A 16,960-nucleotide genomic window follows, 5' to 3' on the forward strand; every position below is an offset into this window, starting at 1 on the left:
AAAAGCCGCTGGCGAACCAGCGGCTTCTTCAGACTTGCTTGAAGAAAGAAGTGATTACTTCTTGGCTTCTTCAGCAGCGTCCTTGGCCTGCTCGGCGGTGCCTTCGGCAGCCTTGGCAGCGTCAGCAGCCTGGGCGGCAGCAGCGTCGGTGGCAGCGCCAGCAGCGGCAGCAGCGGCATCGGCCGAAGCGTCAGCAGCGGTGGTGGCGGTGTCGGCAGCAGCCTGGGCAGCGTCGGCAGCCGGGGCGCCAGCAGCAGCGGCCTGGTCGGCAGCGACCTGGGCGTCAGCGGCGGCTTCGTTGGCCGAAGCAGCAGCGTCAGCAGCCTGTTCCTGCTTGGAGCAGGCGGTCAGAGCCAGGCCCAGGGCCATCGCGATCAGCAGCTTGTTGATGCTCATTAGTGTGAATCCTCGTCGTTAGATTAGGCAACGCGCTATTGCGCGCCCGGCAACATGATGACAAGCCACGATTGGCTGTCAAGCGATCGCGCATTCATTTTTGAGAAATGCGCGTTAAACCAAATCAAATCAATTCGATAGCGATGGCGGTTGCTTCGCCGCCGCCAATGCAGAGAGTCGCAATGCCGCGCTGGGCCCCACGCTTGCGCAAGGCGTTCACCAGGGTCACCACCAGCCGCGCGCCCGAAGCACCGATCGGATGGCCCAGCGCGCACGCGCCACCATTCACGTTGACCTTGTCGTGCGGAATACCCAGTTCGAGCATGGGCGCCATTGCCACGACGGCAAACGCTTCGTTGATCTCGAACAGGTCGACCTGGTCCAGCGTCCAGCCGGTCTTCTCCAGCAGTGTGCGCAGCGCGCCGATCGGCGCGGTGGTGAACCATTCCGGTTCCTGGGAGTGGGTGGCGTGGCCGACGATGCGGGCCAGCGGCTGCACGCCGCGTGCGCGGGCGTCGTCCTCGGACAGCAGCACCACGGCGGCGGCGCCGTCGGAAATGCTGGACGAACTGGCGGCCGTCACCGTGCCATCCTTCTTGAAGGCCGGGCGCAGGGTGGGAATCTTGGCGATGTCCGAACGGCTGGGCTGTTCGTCCTGGGCCACGCTGACCTCGCCCTTGCGGGTGGTCACAGTGACCGCGACGATCTCATCGTCGAACGCGCCATTGGCCTGCGCGGCCTGCGCGCGGCGCACCGACTCGATCGCATAGGCGTCCTGGGCTTCGCGGCTGACCTGGTACTTGTCCACCGCACACTCGGCGAACTCGCCCATCGCCTTGCCGTCGTAGGCGTTGACCAGACCGTCGTGGGCCATGTGGTCCACCGCCTGGAAGTTGCCGAAGCGGTTGCCGGTACGGGAATTGGGCAGCATGTGCGGGGCGTTGGACATCGACTCCATGCCGCCGGCGACCACGATGCTGGCCGACCCGGCCTTGATCAGGTCATGGCCCAGCATGATGGCCTTCATACCCGAGCCGCATACCTTGTTCAGGGTGGTGGCGCCGGTGGACAGCGGCAGCCCGGCGGCGATGGCGGCCTGGCGGGCCGGCGCCTGGCCGAGGTTGGCCGGCAGCACGCAGCCCATGATCACTTCGGAGACATCCGCCGCCGGGACACCGGACTGTTCCAGGGCCGCGGCGATCGCGGTGGCGCCCAGGGTGGGCGTGGGAACGCCGTTGAACTGGCCGAGGAAGGAACCGATGGCAGTGCGCTTGGCGGCGGCGATGACGATGTTGGACATGGCAATCTCGTTGGTGCGTGAGCGATATTCGGAATGGGACGGCGGGCATTGGATGCCGGCGCGAATCCCGTCAGACTGCGTGGGGGTCGGCCCAGTATAGAGGGTCGGCATTGACCGCCGGTGTCTGCCCGGATGGCAGGATGCCGGTCATTGCGTATCGAACGTGGGGAGCGGGGATGAAACAGATCGTGGCAGTGAGGACAGGGCTGGCGGGCGCATTGGCCGTGGCGCTGAGTGCCTGTGGCGGGGGTGGGGGGGGCGGCAACGTGCGGGTGGATCCGCCGCCGGTCACGCCCCCGGTGACCCCGCCGGTCACACCGCCGGTGACGCCGCCGACCAATCCGCCGGTGCAGCCGGCGATCGATGCGCACCTGACCATCGTCAATGGCCGCAACGTGCAGGGCCTGACCGGCAAGGGCGTGCGCATCGGCGTGGTCGATTCTGGCGTCAACCGCGCCCATCCCGCCCTGTCGGGGCGGGTGGTGTCCAGCCGCGCCTACATCGACCCGCGCGTCAACAATCTCAACGTGGACGATGTGGTCGGCCACGGCACGACGGTGGCTTCGCTGGCGGCGGGCCGCGCCGTCGGCGCCTGGCCGGGCGGCATCGCGCCGGAAGCGCTGGTGATCTCGGCGCGGATCATCGCCGACCGGCGCCCCACCGATGACGGCAGCGGCAGCGGCAATGAAGTCAGCGGTGCGCTCGGTTTCGCGCCCATGCACCAGGATCTGATCGCCGACGGCGTGAAGATCATGAACAACTCCTGGGGCGGGCTGTACTGGACCAACCCGGCCGCGACCGCGCCGATCGCCAACGAGTACCGTCCCTTCGTGATGGCGAACAACGGGCTGGTGGTGTTCGCCAGCGGCAACGAGAGCCGCCCCAACCCCTCCAGCATGGCTGCCCTGCCAAGCCAGGCCGGTCCGAACGGCACGCGCCCGGCCGCGGACCTGGAGCGCGGCTGGCTGACCGTGACCGCGGTGGATTCGGCCGATCCGTCCAAACTGGCGTCCTATGCCAACGCGTGCGGCGTGGCGGCCGCCTACTGCCTGGCCGCGCCCGGTACCGTGGTGTACGTGGACCCGCAGAACACCGGTGGCACGCCGAGCTACCTGTGGGGCTCGGGCACGTCCTATGCCGCACCGCTGGTGTCCGGCGCCGCCGCGCTGGTGTGGGAGAAGTATCCGTACTTCACCAACGACCTGGTCCGCCAGACCCTGCTTGGCACCGCCACCGATCTTGGCGCGCCCGGCGTGGACAGCACTTTCGGCTATGGCCTGCTCAACGTCGCCAAGGCGGTCAACGGGCCGGCGCGCTTCGACTGGGGCAACACCGTGGTCGATGTCAACGTGTTGGGCCTGAACTCGGTCTGGAGCAACACCATCAGCGGCAGCGGCGGGCTGGTCAAACAGGGCAACGGTTCGCTGGGCCTGTCCGGCACCAGCACCTACACCGGCGACACGCGCATCGAACGCGGCACGCTGGCGCTGCGCGACGGCGGGTCGATCACCTCCAACGTGACCATTGTGGCGCAGCCCGATGGCGCCGAGCGCGCGGTGCTGCAGTTCATGGGCAGCAGCGCGCGGGTCAAGGGCAACGTGGACAGCGGCGGCAGCGTGCTGCTGAACGAGGCGCGCACCGTTGCCACCATTGACGGCAACTACGTGCAGCGTGCCGGCGGGCAGTACATGACGCTGCTGGGCGCCGCACCGCTGAACGTGACGGGCACGGTCGAGCTCCAGGGAGGCGTGCTGTACCTGATGGGGGCGGTGAGCGGTTACGTCCCGCAGGACGGACGCCGCCAGGAGCTGATCAAGGCGGGCCAGTCGCTGACCGGCGCGTTTGACAGCCTTCGCAAGGACACCAGCATCACCCTGCTGGAAAGCCGTTTCGGCTACGACGCGCGCACCGCATGGCTGGACATCGACCGGGTCAACGTCAGCGCGGCCGCCGCGTCGGCGGGCGTGGGCGCTGCGGCGCAGGGCGCGGCGGCCCGCGTGGAAACCGCATTCGAAGTGCTCGATGGCGGCGGGCCGGCCGCAGGCGGCTTTGCGGCGGCGGCAGGCCAACTGCAGCAGGTGCAGGGCGCCGACGGGCTGTCGGCGAGCCTGGAGAGCCTGTCCGGCAAAGCGCACGGCCTGGCGGCGGCGATGACCTTCGACACCATCGACATGCAGCGACGCGCGCTGTCCTCGCGTTTCGATGCGGTGACGGCCGCACCACGCCTGCGCGGCGCCTGGCACAGCACGCTGGGCGAGGCGGGGCAGGGCAGTTTCGCTGCCAGCGGTGTCCAGACCCAGGGCTGGATGATGGGCCAGGACACGGCACTGGGCAGTCACGGCATGCTGGGCTTCGCCTTCGGCGAAACCCGCAGCGCCAGTACCCGCGACTGGGGCAATGACAGGGGGCGTGACCGCCAGTCGCAGGCGCAGCTGTATGCCGGCTGGCAGCACGGGCGGGCCTACGCGCTGGGCCAGGTGGGCGCCGGCCGGTTCACCCGCGATATCGACCGCCAGCTGCTGCTGGGCGCCGGCCAGTACGGGGTCAACGCGCGCTACGGCGGCAGTTTCAGCACGGCCAGCATGGAATCGGGCTACCGGTTCGGCAGCACCGCCCTGTCGCTCACGCCGTACCTCGGTGCCGAGTACGCACGGGTGGACAGCGACCGCTTCAGCGAGAACGGCGGCGCCGGTTTCGGGTTGCGCACGCAGGGCGGCATTGCCAGCCGCAGCCAGGCGCTGGCTGGCGTGCGTGCGCAGGCGTGGTGGGGCGACTGGTCGCTGCGCGGCTACGCCGAATGGCAGCAGCACCTGGCCAGCCACGGGCTCGACCTGCAGGCCAGCTTCGTTGGCGTGGATGCGTGGGCGCCGCTGGCCGGCCTGCAGCCCGCCCGGTCCGGGGGGCTGTTCGGGGTCTCGGTGGAGTCGTGGCTCAGCCGGAACACGCGCGTGTCGTTCGGCTACGACCAGCGCGTTGGTCCGCGCGGGGACCTGCACCAGGTGGCCCTGCGCTACGCCTCCGCGTTCTGACCCCGCAGGGCAGCAATGAAGAAGGGCGCGATCGTCGATCGCGCCCTTCTGCGTTTCCGGTAGGGCCGTGCCGTCAGTTGCGGCGCAGGGTGCCCAGTCGCGGCGTGCTGCGGCCGAGAGGCATTTTCAGCTTGCCGATCGACTGGATGCGCGATTCGGCGATCTGGTCCGCGGCGCGCTGGGGAGCGATACCCTCGCGCTCGGACAGCGCGAAAATGCGGCCGAGGTTGTGGTAGATGCTGCGGATCAGGCGCATGGCGCGCTCGCGGTTGTAGCCGTCGATCTCCAGCGACACGTTCATCACGCCGCCGGCGTTGACCGCATAATCGGGCGCATACAGGATGCCGCGCGCATGCAGCTCATCGCCGATCTCCAAGCTGGCGAGCTGGTTGTTGGCGGTGCCACAGACGATCTTCGTGCGCAGGCGGGGCAGCGTCTGCGGATTGATCGCGCCTTCCAGCGCACAGGGCGCGAAGACGTCGGCGTTGACGTCGTAGATGTCGTCGGGCTTGACCGCCTCGGCGCCGTATTCGGTGACCGCGCGCTCCACCCGGCTGCTGTCCAGATCGGTCACGAACAGCTTGGCCCCACGGTCGCGCAGCAGTTTGACCAGTTCCATGCCGATATGGCCCAGGCCCTGCACGGCGATGCTGGCCTTGCCGACTTCCTCATGGCCCAGCTTGTGCTGCATGGCGGCCATCAGGGCCTGCAGCGCGCCGTAGGCGGTGAACGGGGCCGGATCGCCGGAGCCACCGTGGACCTGGTGCACGCCGGTGACGTACTCGCTCTCCAGGTAGATGTTCTCCATGTCGTTGACATCGGTGCCCACGTCCTCGGCGGTGATGTAGCGTCCGCCCAGCGAATCGACGTAGCGGCCGAACGCGCGGAACAGCACTTCGCTCTTGTCCACCTTCGGGTCGCCGATGATCACCGCCTTGCCGCCGCCCACGTTCAACCCGGCCAGCGCGTTCTTGTAGGTCATCGTGCGGCTCAGCCGCAGCGCATCGGCGAGCGCCTCGTCGGTGCTGGCATACGGCCGCATGCGCACCCCGCCCAGAGCCGGGCCCAGGGTGGTGTTGTGGATGGCGATGATCGCCCTCAGACCCGCGTCGCGGTTGTGGCAGAACACCACTTGTTCGTGATCGGTGGTTTCGAGGGTTTCAAATAACATGGTGGCTCCGATGGTGCGAACGGTGGCGAACAGCGGCGAACGGACCAGCAAATGTTGGGTTGTAAAACAAAAAAAGCGACGTCGTCGGTTCGAGTGGACGGGTCGCGCGGCGCCATTCTAGTGCATTCCGCCGGAGGGCGGTGTCAGCCGCCGCCGGGGCCGGGCCGTTAAAGTTGGTGAAGGCGCGGCCGATGCCGTGGCTACGGTGTGCAGTATCGGCAATGTCAGGATGGATGACGTGGGCGCAGTGGCGACAAGGCAGGTGCGGGACCGCGTTTCCGGGAGACCTCGATGCTGACGTCGGCGCCGATGCTGGGTGCGTGGGGCGTGGGCGGCGTGGCCGCCGTGCTGGCGCTGGTGGCCTGGCGCAGGCGCCAGGGATCGCTGCAGCGGGGGCTGGCCGAGACACGGCCGCCCCGGGCCGACCTGCGCGTGGCGGCTCCGCTGGCGGCGCCCGCCGGGGACCCGGCGGCGGTGCTGCAGGCCGGGCTGTATGCCCTGGCACTGGTGCCACGCGGAGGCGATCCGGCAGGTGACACCGCGCCCGCGCCGGCATTGCGTGCGGCAGTGGATGCGGCGCTGTCGGCGCGCGACTGGTCGGCCCGCCACCTGCCGCGGCGGCCACAGCTCCTGCCGCAGTTGATCCAGACCGTCAACGACCACGAGGCCTCGGCGCGGGCGATGGCGGCGATCATCGGCCAGGACCCGGTGCTCACCGGCAACCTGCTGCGTATCGCCAACAGCCCGGTGTACCGGTTGCAGGCCCGGCCGGTGGACAGCCTGCAGCGGGCGGTGACCCTGGTGGGCACCGAGGGTATCCGCCAGATCATCAGCGCGGTGCTGGTCCAGCCGGTGATGCACCTGCAGTGCGCCGCGTTCCCGCAGTTCGATGCGGTGATCTGGGAACACGCGCTGCTGGCGTCGCGCGCGGCCGCCGACCACGCGCGTACGGTCAGCCATGAAGATGCCTTCGCGGCGCAGTGGCTGGGGCTCACCCAGGGGCTGGGCGCGGCGCTGGTGATGCGCCACCTGCTCGATGCCTGCGCGGGACATGGTGTCGCGGTACCGCCACGGGCGCTTGCCGCCGCTCTGCTGGATGACTGGACCCTGCCGGTCGCCAGCCGTATCGCTGCAGCGTGGGAATTGCCGCCGCCGGTGCATGCCGCGCTGGAGCGGGCCGGCGCCGGCGCGCCGGACGGACTGCTCACCAGCCTGGGTTTTGCCCGCGCCGCGGCGGCGGCCAGCCTGCTGTGCCGGCACGGACGCATGGGCCAGGCGCAGGCGCTGGCGTTGCTGGAGCACCTGCAGAGCACGCCGGCCCACGCGCTGCAGTGGATCTGGCGGCGTGTCCACGGGCGCGCCGTGGAAACCCTGGACGCCGACGAGGTGCATGCCGGGGATGGCGATGCCGGCGCGGACGCAGGCGTGGCCTCGCGCTGAGCGCGGCTACAACTGCGACTCCAGCGGCAGCCAGCTGATGGCACGCGCACTGACGCGCAGCCACAGGCCGGTATCCGGTTCGCGGTAGAGCCAGTGTGGCGGCTGTGCGGCGCGGTCCAGCCAGCGCACCTGGCCGTGCGCGTCCAGCGCCACCCAGTAGCTCTGCGCGGGACTGGCCAGCCGCAGGTACTCGGCGCGCAGTTGCGCCGCCAGCACCGGGTCATCGAACAGCACGCCCATTTCGGTGTTGAGGTAGGCCGAGCGCGGGTCGAGGTTGAACGAGCCGACGAACCCGCGCCGGTCGTCGATCATGAAGGCCTTGGTGTGCAGGCTGGCACCGCTGCTGCCGAACAGGCCGCCGCTGTCGGCATGGCCGCGCGATTTCAGCTCGTACAGGTGCACACCGCTGCGCAGCAACGGGGCGCGATAGTGCATGTAGCCGCTGTGCACGGCGGCAACGTCGTTGGCCGCCAGCGAGTTGGTCACCACCCCGACAGTCGCGCCGCGTGCCACCAGCGCACCCAGCCCCTGCGTGCCTTCTTCACCGGGCACGAAGTACGGGGAGATCAGCAGGGCCTTGTGGCGGGTACCCGCCAGTTCGGCCGAGAGCCGCGCGACCAGCCAGTCGCCCCGGTCGTCGCGGCGGTGTTTCATCGGCGGATCGGAGACGATCGCCACCTGGCGGGTCCAGTGCAGATCGACGGCATCACGGTAGTACGACTGCGCCTGCTGCGAACGCGCCACGCGTGCCAGGTAGGGCTTGGCGCCGTCCAGCCGCGCTTCGTGCTCGGACTGGCGCACCAGCAGGCGCAGCTGGGCCGGAGTGTAGAACGCCAGGGCCGCGATGGGGAGGGCGGTTTCGCTGTTCCAGTAGTCGTCGAAAATCATGTTGGCCTGCTGCACGGCCTTGCCGGCGACGAGCAGGTCCAGGTCGCGGAAATTGACGTCGGTGCGCGCGCTGAAATACTCCTCGCCGATATTGCGCCCACCAACGATGGCCACGCGGCCGTCGGCGATCCAGGACTTGTTGTGCATGCGGTGGTTGACGCTGAACACGCGTTGCACCATTTCCACCAGCCGCCACAGGCCATTGCGGTTGCGGAACGGGTTGTACAGGCGGATCTCGATGTTGGGGTGCTGGTCGAGCGCCATCATCAGCGCGTCCTTGTCCTGCGCGTTCATGTCGTCGAGCAGGATGCGCACGCGCACGCCGCGCTCGGCGGCCTGGTAGAGCTCGCGTGCCATCAGGTGGCCGATGAGGTCGTTCTGCCAGATGTAGTACTGCAGGTCCAGGCTGCGTCCGGCGTGCTGGGTGATCACCGCGCGCGCGGCGTAGGCATCCAGCCCATCGGCGAGGAAGGCCACGCCGGATTCGCCGGGGTGCTCGGCCTGCAGGCGTGACAGTTCGCGGTCGATCGCGGTCTGGCTGGGCTGGACTGGCAGCACCCGCGACGGGGTGCCAAGCGCCTTGGGCGTGAGGTGGTCGGCCAGTAGCAGGCCACTGAGCACCAGCATGACCAGGATCGCCACGAAGATGCCCAGCCAGCGCAGGAGCCGGCGCCAGAAGGGTGGTTTGTCGGTCATGCCCCGATCCTAAGCGGCCCGGCCGTGCAGCGCGAGTGCAGGCCGACCGGGGCCGGTCGATCAGAAGCGCTCGTCGGGGGCGAGGTAGCGCCATTGGCCGGGAACGAGCTTGCCCATCGCCACGCGTCCGATGCGCAGGCGGCGGACACTCACGACCTCCAGGCCGACCTGGCGGCACATGTCGCGCAGCTGGCCGGGATGTACCGGCTTGATGGCGAAGCGCAGGCGGGTTTCGTTCTGCCAGCTGACCTTGCACGGTGGCAGTGGCCAGTTGCGGAAGCTCAGGCCGTGCGCCAGGCGCTTCATGCCGTAGGGCACCAGCTCGCCGGTGACTTCCACCAGGTACTCCTGCTCCAGCGTGGCGCCGCGGTCTTTGAGGTGCGAGACGACCCGCCCGTCCTGGCTGACCACGACCAGGCCGCTGTCCTCGTCCGCCAGCGGCATGACCAGCTGCAGGGCGTGGAAATGGCGCTGCAGCAGAGTGACGCCGGTGGCGTCGAGTTCGCTGCGCGTGTCCGGGGTGACCAGGGCGCACAGTGCGTCGGCCGGCATGCCGGCGGGCTTGTGCAGCAGCATGCTCACCGTTTCGGCGCGGGTCGCTTCGGCGTTGTCACGCAGGACGATGACCTCGTCGGTGACCATCGCCTGGGGCTGTTCAACAACGCTGCCGTTCACGGTCACCCAGCCCCCCTCGATGTAGCGCTGGGCGTCGCCGCGTGAGCAGCCGATCAGCTGGGTCAGGCGTTTGTCGAGTCGGATCGGGTCGGTCATCGGGCAGGCAACGAAAAGCGGGAAGCGGGCGGGGAGTGTACTGGGTGGGGGCGGCCGGGCGTCAGCCGGCGGTACCGTCCAGGTGGGTGAGGTACAGCCGCAGGTCGAATTCCAGCTGGTGGTAATCCGCTTCCATGTGCGTGCAGAGCTGGTAGAAGGCCTTGTTGTGGTCCGATTCCTTCAGGTGCGCCAGTTCATGTACCACGATCATCTTCAGGAACGGGGCCGGGGCATCGCGGAACACCGTGGCGATGCGGATTTCGCGGCTGGCCTTGAGCCGGCTGCCCTGGACGCGCGAGACGGTGGTGTGGGTGCCCAGGGCGTGTTTGAGCACCTGCAGCCGGCTGTCGTAGATCACCTTGGACAGCGGGGCGGACTGGCGCAGGTAGCGGTCTTTCAGGTCCTGGGTGTAGTCGTACAGCTGGCGGTCGTTGCGCACGGTATGCAGGTCGGCGTAACGGCGCTCCAGCCACGGCCCCAGGCGGTCGCCCGCGATCAGCTCGCGCACCTGCTGCTGCAGGGCGTCGGGGTAGCCGGCAAGGTACTTCAGGGCGGTCACGGGGAGCGGTTGGGGTGGGGCGGGCAGACCAGTATGATGGCCCCCGGAATCCCGCAAAAACAGATGCAAGGCGTATGGCGAAGGCGAATCCCCTGCAGGAGCAGCTGCTCAAGGCCGGGCTGGTCAAGAAGTCCCAGGTCTCACAGGCCGCGCGTGAACAGGTCAAGGCCCGTCACGGCAAGGCCCCGGTTGCGCCCAGCGAAAGCCAGCGCGAGGCCGAACGGGCGCGCGCGGAAAAGGCTGAACGCGATCGCGCGCTGGAGGCCGAGCGCAAGGAAAAGGCGCGCGCCCAGGAACTGCAGGCGCAGGTGCGGCAGATCATCGAGACCAACAAGGTCAAGCGCGACGGGGAGATCGAATACCGCTTCAACGACGGTACCGTGATCCGCACTCTGCTGGTGAATGCCCTGCTGCGCAGGCAGCTGGCGTCGGGCGCGCTGGTCATCGCCCGCTTCGGCGAGGGCGTTGAGCTGCTGCCGCGCGCGGCGGCCGACAAGGTGCGCGAGCGCGATCCCGGCGCCATCGTGCTCGACAACGCCCAGCCGGGCAGCAGCGAGCCCAGCACCGGCAACGCCGACGACGACGCGTATTACGCGCAGTTCCAGGTCCCGGACGACCTGGTCTGGTAAGCGCGCCGGCAGTCCGGCAGCGTCGACCGCGGGTGGGGCCGCCCCCGTGCGTTCAGCCGCACGTTGGGCCCGGTCATGCGTGCGGGTCTATGCTGGGGGCCTGATACGGCATGGGAGACACAACATGGCGACAGGGTGGGCAGGCGACGGCGCGGTCCAGGACCAGATCGACGCCACGGTCGATGACGCCATTCAGCGCGCCCGCGCGCAGCTGGGGCAGGGCCCGGGGCTGACGCACTGCGAACACTGCGAGGCCCCCATACCCGAGGCGCGGCGCAAGGCCGTACCCGGGGTGCGTCTGTGCGTGCGCTGCCAGGAGGCGGACGACGCCGCACAGCACGACGGCGGCGGTTACAACCGCCGCGGCAGCAAGGACAGCCAGCTGCGCTGATCCGTGGGCATCACCCGTCGCCCTGGATGCCGCCGGGTGCCTGCGCCGGGTCGCGCCAGCGGCGCACCGTGCGCTGGAAGAACATGTTGTTGGGCACCTGCAGCACCGTGCCTTCATGGCCGCCGTCGGTTTCCTGCAGCGTGGTGTAGATCAGGTTGACGTCGATCACCCGGCCCTTCAGACCCGGCTTTTCACCGTTTTCCAGCACTTCGATGTAGTCGTGCAGGCGGAACGGCCGGGTGGTGAAGATCAGCAGTGTGCAGAAGATGTTGGACAGCACGCTCCATGCGGCGAAGAAGGCGACCGCGCCGACGGCGGCGAAGCCGGTGAAGGCCGTCCACAGCACGGTGGCCGAAACACCGAGGATGTTCAGCACGGTGAGCAGCGCGGCGAAATAGACCACGAAGCCGGTGACCCGACGCGCGCCCATCACCATTTCCGGCGGCAGCGTGTAGTGCTCGCCAAGACGACGGATCAACCGGCGGCCAATCAGGCGCAGCAGCCAGGCGACGGCGATGGTCAGCAGAATCAGGCCGGCGGGCTCCACGTACTGCAGCCAATCGTGGGTCCAGGCGGGCAGGCGAACTTTCATGGGGGACACATTTCCTTGCGGGGTGCGGCAGACAAGGACCCATCTTAATGCGCGGCGATGCGCGCGGCCGCATGCCCGCTCAGGCCCAGCGCGGCAGGGCGACTGCCAGGTGCCGCAGCAGTGTGGAAACGCACTGTGGCGTCTGGCCGCCCGTCTGCACGCAGATGTCCGGATGCTCGTCCTGCAGGTGCAGCTGCACCGACCACGGGCCGCCGGTCAGCGACCACGCCGCCAGCGACAACCACAATGCGCACGTACTGGATGACATGACAGTTCCTGATGGCCACCGGAGTGGAGCACAGGCTTGGATGCAGCCAACGTCGAAAAGGTTTGAACATCCCGGTCGATGATGCGCTTAAACCTTTTCGGTGCCGGTGGCATCCAACGGATATGCTCGACGCCACCATGCCCGCTCCCCGCCTCGCCGACCCGGCCGACAGCGCCGACGACCACGCCCTGGTGCGTGCCGCCGTCGCTGGTGACATGGGCGCGTACGAACGCATCTACCGACGCCATGCGCCGCGTCTGAACGCGGTGCTGTGGCGGCTCTGCGGTGGCCACGCGGCGCGCGCCGAGGATGCGCTGCAGGAGACCTTCCTGCAGGCGTGGCGCGCGCTGCCCACGTTCCGCTTCGAGAGCAGCCTGGGTACCTGGCTGCACCGGATGGGCGTCAATGCGGCATTGATGGAACTGCGCGGGCGCGCCGGCGCAGATGCCCTGGAAACCGGCGAGGACAGCGCCGATGCAATGGCGGCGCTGGTGGCGCCCGACCGCTGCGCGGGCACTGTGATGGACCTGGAGCGCGCGCTGGAAACCCTGCCGCCGCGTGCGCGCGCGGTACTGGTGCTGCACGATATCGAGGGCTGGAAACACCATGAAATCGCCGATCAGCTGCAGATGGCGGTCGGCAGTTCCAAAGCCCAGCTGCACCGTGCGCGCGGTCTGTTGCGCGCACGCCTTGGAGAATCCGCATGAACGAACATGACGACCTGAGCGCGCGCCTGCGGGCGCTGCCCGACCAGCGGGTGCCCCCGGCACGGGTGTGGCAGGGTATCGCCGCGCAGCTGCACGAGGAGGCGCAACTGCGCCGCCTGGATGCGGTGCCGGCTGCCGTGCCGGCCGATGCGGTCACAGCAGAGAGGGCACGGCGCCGGCCACGGCGCTGGGCGCTGGGCGTGGGGCTCGGCCTGGCGGCGGCACTGGCGGTGCTGGTGGTGGTGCCGATGCCGACGCCGCATACCCCGCCGCCGTCGATGCTGCAGCGGCAGGCCGATGTCCTGGCCGGTGAGTACCAGCAGGCGATGGCGGCGTTGCCGGCGGCCACGTTGCCCGGCGACTACCAGCCGGCGCTGCACGAACTCGATGCCAGCGCGCGCAGCATCCGCGCGGCCATCGCCGAGAATCCGCGCTCGGGCTATCTGCTCGGGCAACTGCAGCGTACCTATGCGCTGCGGCTGGAACTGACCCAGCAGGCGGTGATGGCCGCCACTGGCATGCCCACATGAAGGAGAATCCGATGCGTACCCTGTTGCCGTTGAGTGCCACCCTGGCGCTGTTGCTGCCGTTGGCGGCGCTGGCCGATACCCACGTCGACGAGCGCCATCCGCTGGCGGCGGGCGGGCGGGTGGAAGTGAGCAATATCGCCGGCAAGGTCACCGTACGCGGCTGGGACCGCAACGAGGTGGCGCTGAGCGGCTCGATGGCCGATGGGCTGACCCTGAAGCAGGACAAGAGCACCAACCGCGTGCGCTGGGAAGTGGTCTACCCGCGCAACAGCAACACCCGGGGCGGTGCCACGCTGACGCTGCGCGTACCGCGTGCGGTGGAGGTGCAGCTGGGCACGGTGAGCGCCGATATCGACGTGTCCGAGGTCGATGTGCGTCGCCTGCAGGCCAATGCCGTCAGTGGCGACATCGCGGCAGCGGGACGCAGCGGCGAGACCACGCTGGGCACCGTCAGCGGTGGCATCCGTTCACGCGTGCAGACGCCACGGCTGGAGGTGCGCGCAGTCAGCGGCCAGGTGCAGGCCGGCGGCGGCATCAGCGGGGAGATCACGGCGGAAACGGTGTCCGGCAGCATCCGTGTGGAGGCCGAACGCGTACAGCGTTTGAGCGCTGAAGCGGTGTCGGGGAGCGTGGACGTGGCCGTGGGTGGTCTGGCGCCGGGCGGCAAGGTCGCGCTGCAGACAGTCAGCGGGTCGGTCGGGCTGGCAATGCCGGCGATGGTGTCGGCGCAGTTGAACGTGAAAACGTTCAGTGGTGGCATCCAGTCCGATGCGGGAAAGGTGGAACGGCCGCGCTATGGTCCGGGCCGCAGCCTGGATACGCGTCTGGGCGGCGGTGACGGCGACGTCTCGATCAATGCCCACTCGGGCAGCGTGCGGGTCACGCTCCGCCGCTGAGTCGTGCGGCCACCGCACCGGCCAGGGCCGGTGCGGTCGGCTGCGAGGTCAACCGGCTTTCTTCAGCGCCAGGGTGTTGCCCAGCACTTCGATCTTGCCGCCGCCCTTGCGGAAGGCAGCCAGGTCGGCAGCGATGCTGGCGCTGCTGACGGCGGTGTTGGACCCTTGCTTGCGGTCGACGCGAACGGTGTTGCCTGCCTTGGGGGAGGTCTTTGGCGTACGGGCCATGGATGCTCCTGCTATGGGTGGATCGGTGAAAAAAGCGTCGACAGATCGTGCTGTTGTCGACGGTAGTCCTGCCGCACGGTGCGGCAGTCATCGCCGCCCATCGAAAACTGGCGGCAGATCGCGGGGCGCTGCGAATAGATCGTGCAGCGCAGATGGTAGGGGTCGATCGCGGCACACCAGCCTTCGTCGTTGCGCGCCATCACGGTGCGGCCCAGTTCGTCGGTATCCAGCAGATGGCCGGGAACCGCGTCGTCGGGCATCACCGTGACCGAGAGCCGGCAGCACACCGCGTCGCAGCGGCGACAGTCGATGGGGTCCGGTTCGGCTACGATGGAAGGGGCTGGTGAAGCCTGGCGTTCGCCCAATGGAATCTCTCTTGGCGGCTCGGGGCAGTGCGTGCTGGGAACGAGCCGGATCGCAGCGTAAAAACGATCCCGGCGCCACAGGACGGGTCCACGGGGCGGCAGCATCGACAGAGACAGTGGCCTGGATCAGGCCCGGAAGGTCATGCGCATTGCGCATTGAAGCCGAAAGATGATAGCGCTTTCGGCGTAACGTTTTGTTAATGCGCGCGCTTCACGCGGCGAAAGCCTTGTGCGACAAGGGCTTCGGCGGTCTGGTGCGGCCCGCCTCAGCCGGCCACTGACGGTTCCGCCGCCGCCCATGCCAGGCCGTGCACCACACCGAAGGACGGGTTGCCGCGCACCAGGGTGGCGCCGGGGAAGGCGGCGGCGACGGCCTGCTGCAGGTAGCCGGCGCGCGACATGCCGCCGGTCAGGAAGACCGCCGCCGGATCGTGGCCGATGTCAGCGCGGACCTGCGCCAGCAGGCCGGCCAGTTCACCCATGTAGCCGCTGGCGGCCGCTTCCAGGCGCGGAGCGTCGACGTCCACGGCCAGGTCGCGTTCGATGAAGTCCAGTGCGCTGCGGTGGCCCGGTTCGCTGCTGAGGGCAATCTTGCAGCGCTCCACCTCGCGGTACAGGCGCGCGGTGTTGCCGGTGTCCTGCAGGGCCTGCAGGCGCTTGCCGAACGGGGCGTCGACGTCGCGGTAGTCGTGCTGGCGGAAATCGCGCTGTCGGGTCATGTCCTGCACCATCGCCGCCTCGACGTAGTGATGGGTCGGTACGCGGGTGATGTTGCGGCCGAACAGCGGCATGTAGCCGCCCAGGCTCAGGGCCAGGTCGATGTCGGTACCGCCGCGCGCGATACCCCAGGCGCGGTGGATGCGCGGCGCCCGGGGGCCGCCGACGCGGGCGTGTGCGACATCGGTGGTGCCGCCGCCGATGTCCACCACCACCGCATCGTGTTCCTGCGTGCTTTCGGCGTGGTAATGCATGGCCGCCGCCGCGGGCTCCTCGAGGAAGTCGACGCTGTCGAAGCCGGCGGCGATCGCTGCGCTGTGCAGGATCTCCAGGGCCTGTGCGTTGCCTGCCTCGCCGATCGAACTGCGGAACTGCACCGGGCGGCCGAGCGTGGCGGTGCGCACAGGCGTGTCGAACTGACGCGAGGCGGTCAGACGGATGTGTTCCAGGATGTGGGTGGCGATACCGGTGATGGTCTGCCGCGCGCGCGGATGCAGGTTGTAGCCCAGCATCGATTTCGGGCTCTGCACGAGGTTGCCCTCGTTCTCTTCGAAGTAGGCTTCCAGCGCATCGTCGCCGTACACGGCGTTCTGCAGCAAGGTGGTCGAGCTGAGCGGTGCGCGCATCTGCTCTTCCATCCACTGCCGCCGCACCACCCGCAGCGCCTCGCGGCGCAGCGCGTCGTGCGGCCGTTCCTGGCCCGCGGCGCGGGCGTCGCGCGCTGCCGCGTCGACCAGGCGGGCCAGTTCGTGCTCCAGCGCCGGCGTCAGCTCGAAATCGTTGGGGTCACGCATGACCTCGGGGAAGTACACCGTGGTCCGGAACTGCTGCGCCTGCCCGAACTGGATCGGGACGACCTTGCCGTCGACCACTGCCGCGGCGGCGGAATTGCTGGTGCCAAAGTCGATGCCGATTTTCATGCGGGAGGGCCGGGCCGGTGGTCAGGGGGCGCGCACTGTGCGGCAAGGCGCCCGCCGGCGCAAGGGCGCTGGGGCAGCGGGTGCCACCGGGAGGCTACAATAGTGATCGTTGAATGCCCGAGGTTGTCCCGATGTCCGCTGTTCCCGCCTGCCCCCAATGCACCCTGGAAAATACCTACGCCGATGGCGCGCTGTGGATCTGTGCCGACTGCGGCCACGAGTGGACCGCCGGCGAAAGCGCCGGGCAGGCGCTGGTCGTCCGCGACAGCAACGGCAATGCGCTGGCGGCCGGTGACACGGTCACGGTGATCAAGGACCTGAAGGTCAAGGGGTCCTCGATCCCGCTCAAGCAGGGTACGGTGATCCGCAACATCCGCCTGGTCGATGACGACGCCGAGCACATCGAAGGCAACTCGGACAAGATCAAGGGCCTGGTCCTCAAGACCTGCTTCCTCAAGAAGGCCTGA

General features: G+C 68.9%; 19 protein-coding genes. 8 read left to right on the top strand and 11 right to left on the bottom strand.

Annotated features, from left to right (window positions below):
* Positions 1-54: 54 nt before the first annotated feature.
* Positions 55-396 (bottom strand): hypothetical protein, encoded by a 342-nt coding sequence (locus ACPEH8_RS04755; RefSeq protein WP_136003134.1) that lies wholly within the window; start codon positions 394-396, stop codon positions 55-57.
* 124 nt (positions 397-520) lie between these two features.
* Positions 521-1,696 (bottom strand): thiolase family protein, encoded by a 1,176-nt coding sequence (locus ACPEH8_RS04760; RefSeq protein ID WP_017356163.1) that lies wholly within the window; start codon positions 1,694-1,696, stop codon positions 521-523.
* Positions 1,697-1,872: 176 nt separating this feature from the next.
* Here ACPEH8_RS04760 and ACPEH8_RS04765 point away from each other — a divergent pair, with 176 nt between their 5' ends.
* On the top strand, positions 1,873-4,725 hold the full coding sequence (locus tag ACPEH8_RS04765) for a S8 family serine peptidase (RefSeq protein WP_423666194.1): 2,853 nt from the start codon (positions 1,873-1,875) through the stop codon (positions 4,723-4,725).
* A gap of 73 nt (positions 4,726-4,798) precedes the next feature.
* On the opposite strand, the gene ACPEH8_RS04770 is transcribed toward ACPEH8_RS04765, so the two are convergent.
* On the bottom strand, positions 4,799-5,896 hold the full coding sequence (locus ACPEH8_RS04770) for a Glu/Leu/Phe/Val dehydrogenase dimerization domain-containing protein (protein WP_136003136.1): 1,098 nt from the start codon (positions 5,894-5,896) through the stop codon (positions 4,799-4,801).
* A 309-nt stretch (positions 5,897-6,205) separates the two neighbouring features.
* Here ACPEH8_RS04770 and ACPEH8_RS04775 point away from each other — a divergent pair, with 309 nt between their 5' ends.
* Positions 6,206-7,336 (top strand): HDOD domain-containing protein, encoded by a 1,131-nt coding sequence (locus tag ACPEH8_RS04775; RefSeq protein ID WP_423666331.1) that lies wholly within the window; start codon positions 6,206-6,208, stop codon positions 7,334-7,336.
* Positions 7,337-7,342: 6 nt separating this feature from the next.
* Here ACPEH8_RS04775 and ACPEH8_RS04780 read toward each other — a convergent pair whose 3' ends face one another.
* From ACPEH8_RS04780 to ACPEH8_RS04790, 3 genes are all read right to left on the bottom strand, one after another.
* Complete coding sequence (locus ACPEH8_RS04780; RefSeq protein WP_423666196.1) at positions 7,343-8,920, bottom strand: phospholipase D-like domain-containing protein; 1,578 nt, start codon at positions 8,918-8,920, stop codon at positions 7,343-7,345.
* Positions 8,921-8,980: 60 nt separating this feature from the next.
* Positions 8,981-9,691 carry an rRNA pseudouridine synthase gene (locus ACPEH8_RS04785; RefSeq protein WP_017356540.1) on the bottom strand — a complete coding sequence of 237 codons (711 nt, stop codon included), beginning with the start codon at positions 9,689-9,691 and terminating at the stop codon, positions 8,981-8,983.
* Between the two features lie 61 nt (positions 9,692-9,752).
* Complete coding sequence (locus ACPEH8_RS04790) at positions 9,753-10,250, bottom strand: YgjP-like metallopeptidase domain-containing protein (RefSeq protein ID WP_423666198.1); 498 nt, start codon at positions 10,248-10,250, stop codon at positions 9,753-9,755.
* 74 nt (positions 10,251-10,324) lie between these two features.
* Between ACPEH8_RS04790 and ACPEH8_RS04795 the strand changes: the two genes are divergently transcribed.
* Both ACPEH8_RS04795 and ACPEH8_RS04800 read left to right on the top strand, forming a co-directional pair.
* Positions 10,325-10,879 carry a DUF2058 domain-containing protein gene (locus ACPEH8_RS04795; RefSeq protein ID WP_017356542.1) on the top strand — a complete coding sequence of 185 codons (555 nt, stop codon included), beginning with the start codon at positions 10,325-10,327 and terminating at the stop codon, positions 10,877-10,879.
* 124 nt (positions 10,880-11,003) lie between these two features.
* A complete protein-coding gene (locus ACPEH8_RS04800) occupies positions 11,004-11,270 on the top strand; it encodes a DksA/TraR family C4-type zinc finger protein (protein ID WP_017356543.1) in 267 nt (88 codons plus the stop codon).
* A gap of 10 nt (positions 11,271-11,280) precedes the next feature.
* Here ACPEH8_RS04800 and ACPEH8_RS04805 read toward each other — a convergent pair whose 3' ends face one another.
* Positions 11,281-11,862 carry a mechanosensitive ion channel family protein gene (locus tag ACPEH8_RS04805; protein ID WP_017356544.1) on the bottom strand — a complete coding sequence of 194 codons (582 nt, stop codon included), beginning with the start codon at positions 11,860-11,862 and terminating at the stop codon, positions 11,281-11,283.
* Between the two features lie 79 nt (positions 11,863-11,941).
* Positions 11,942-12,130, bottom strand: coding sequence for a hypothetical protein (locus tag ACPEH8_RS04810; protein ID WP_136003139.1), 189 nt, complete (start codon positions 12,128-12,130; stop codon positions 11,942-11,944).
* A gap of 122 nt (positions 12,131-12,252) precedes the next feature.
* Between ACPEH8_RS04810 and ACPEH8_RS04815 the strand changes: the two genes are divergently transcribed.
* From ACPEH8_RS04815 to ACPEH8_RS04825, 3 genes are read left to right on the top strand one after another with little or no spacing between them, the layout of a single operon-like run.
* Positions 12,253-12,837: an RNA polymerase sigma factor gene (locus tag ACPEH8_RS04815; RefSeq protein ID WP_017356546.1), complete on the top strand. Its 585-nt coding sequence runs from the start codon at positions 12,253-12,255 to the stop codon at positions 12,835-12,837.
* Entirely contained in the window at positions 12,834-13,367 is a 534-nt protein-coding gene (locus ACPEH8_RS04820) for a hypothetical protein (protein ID WP_017356547.1), read from the top strand. Before ACPEH8_RS04815 ends, ACPEH8_RS04820 begins: the two co-directional genes overlap by 4 nt.
* 11 nt (positions 13,368-13,378) lie before the next feature.
* Entirely contained in the window at positions 13,379-14,263 is an 885-nt protein-coding gene (locus tag ACPEH8_RS04825; protein ID WP_423666200.1) for a DUF4097 family beta strand repeat-containing protein, read from the top strand.
* 48 nt (positions 14,264-14,311) lie between these two features.
* Here ACPEH8_RS04825 and ACPEH8_RS04830 read toward each other — a convergent pair whose 3' ends face one another.
* The 3 genes from ACPEH8_RS04830 to ACPEH8_RS04840 all read right to left on the bottom strand — a co-directional run bounded on the left by ACPEH8_RS04830 (position 14,312) and on the right by ACPEH8_RS04840 (position 16,493).
* Positions 14,312-14,491, bottom strand: a complete 180-nt coding sequence (locus ACPEH8_RS04830) for a hypothetical protein (protein WP_017356549.1) — start codon at positions 14,489-14,491, stop codon at positions 14,312-14,314.
* A gap of 11 nt (positions 14,492-14,502) precedes the next feature.
* Complete coding sequence (locus tag ACPEH8_RS04835; protein ID WP_082316410.1) at positions 14,503-14,802, bottom strand: YkgJ family cysteine cluster protein; 300 nt, start codon at positions 14,800-14,802, stop codon at positions 14,503-14,505.
* A gap of 320 nt (positions 14,803-15,122) precedes the next feature.
* Positions 15,123-16,493: an Hsp70 family protein gene (locus tag ACPEH8_RS04840; RefSeq protein WP_136003140.1), complete on the bottom strand. Its 1,371-nt coding sequence runs from the start codon at positions 16,491-16,493 to the stop codon at positions 15,123-15,125.
* A 131-nt stretch (positions 16,494-16,624) separates the two neighbouring features.
* Between ACPEH8_RS04840 and ACPEH8_RS04845 the strand changes: the two genes are divergently transcribed.
* Positions 16,625-16,960: a zinc ribbon domain-containing protein YjdM gene (locus ACPEH8_RS04845; protein ID WP_136003141.1), complete on the top strand. Its 336-nt coding sequence runs from the start codon at positions 16,625-16,627 to the stop codon at positions 16,958-16,960.

The sequence above is a fragment of the Stenotrophomonas sp. NPDC077461 genome (assembly GCF_049545475.1).
GTDB lineage: Bacteria > Pseudomonadota > Gammaproteobacteria > Xanthomonadales > Xanthomonadaceae > Stenotrophomonas > Stenotrophomonas nematodicola.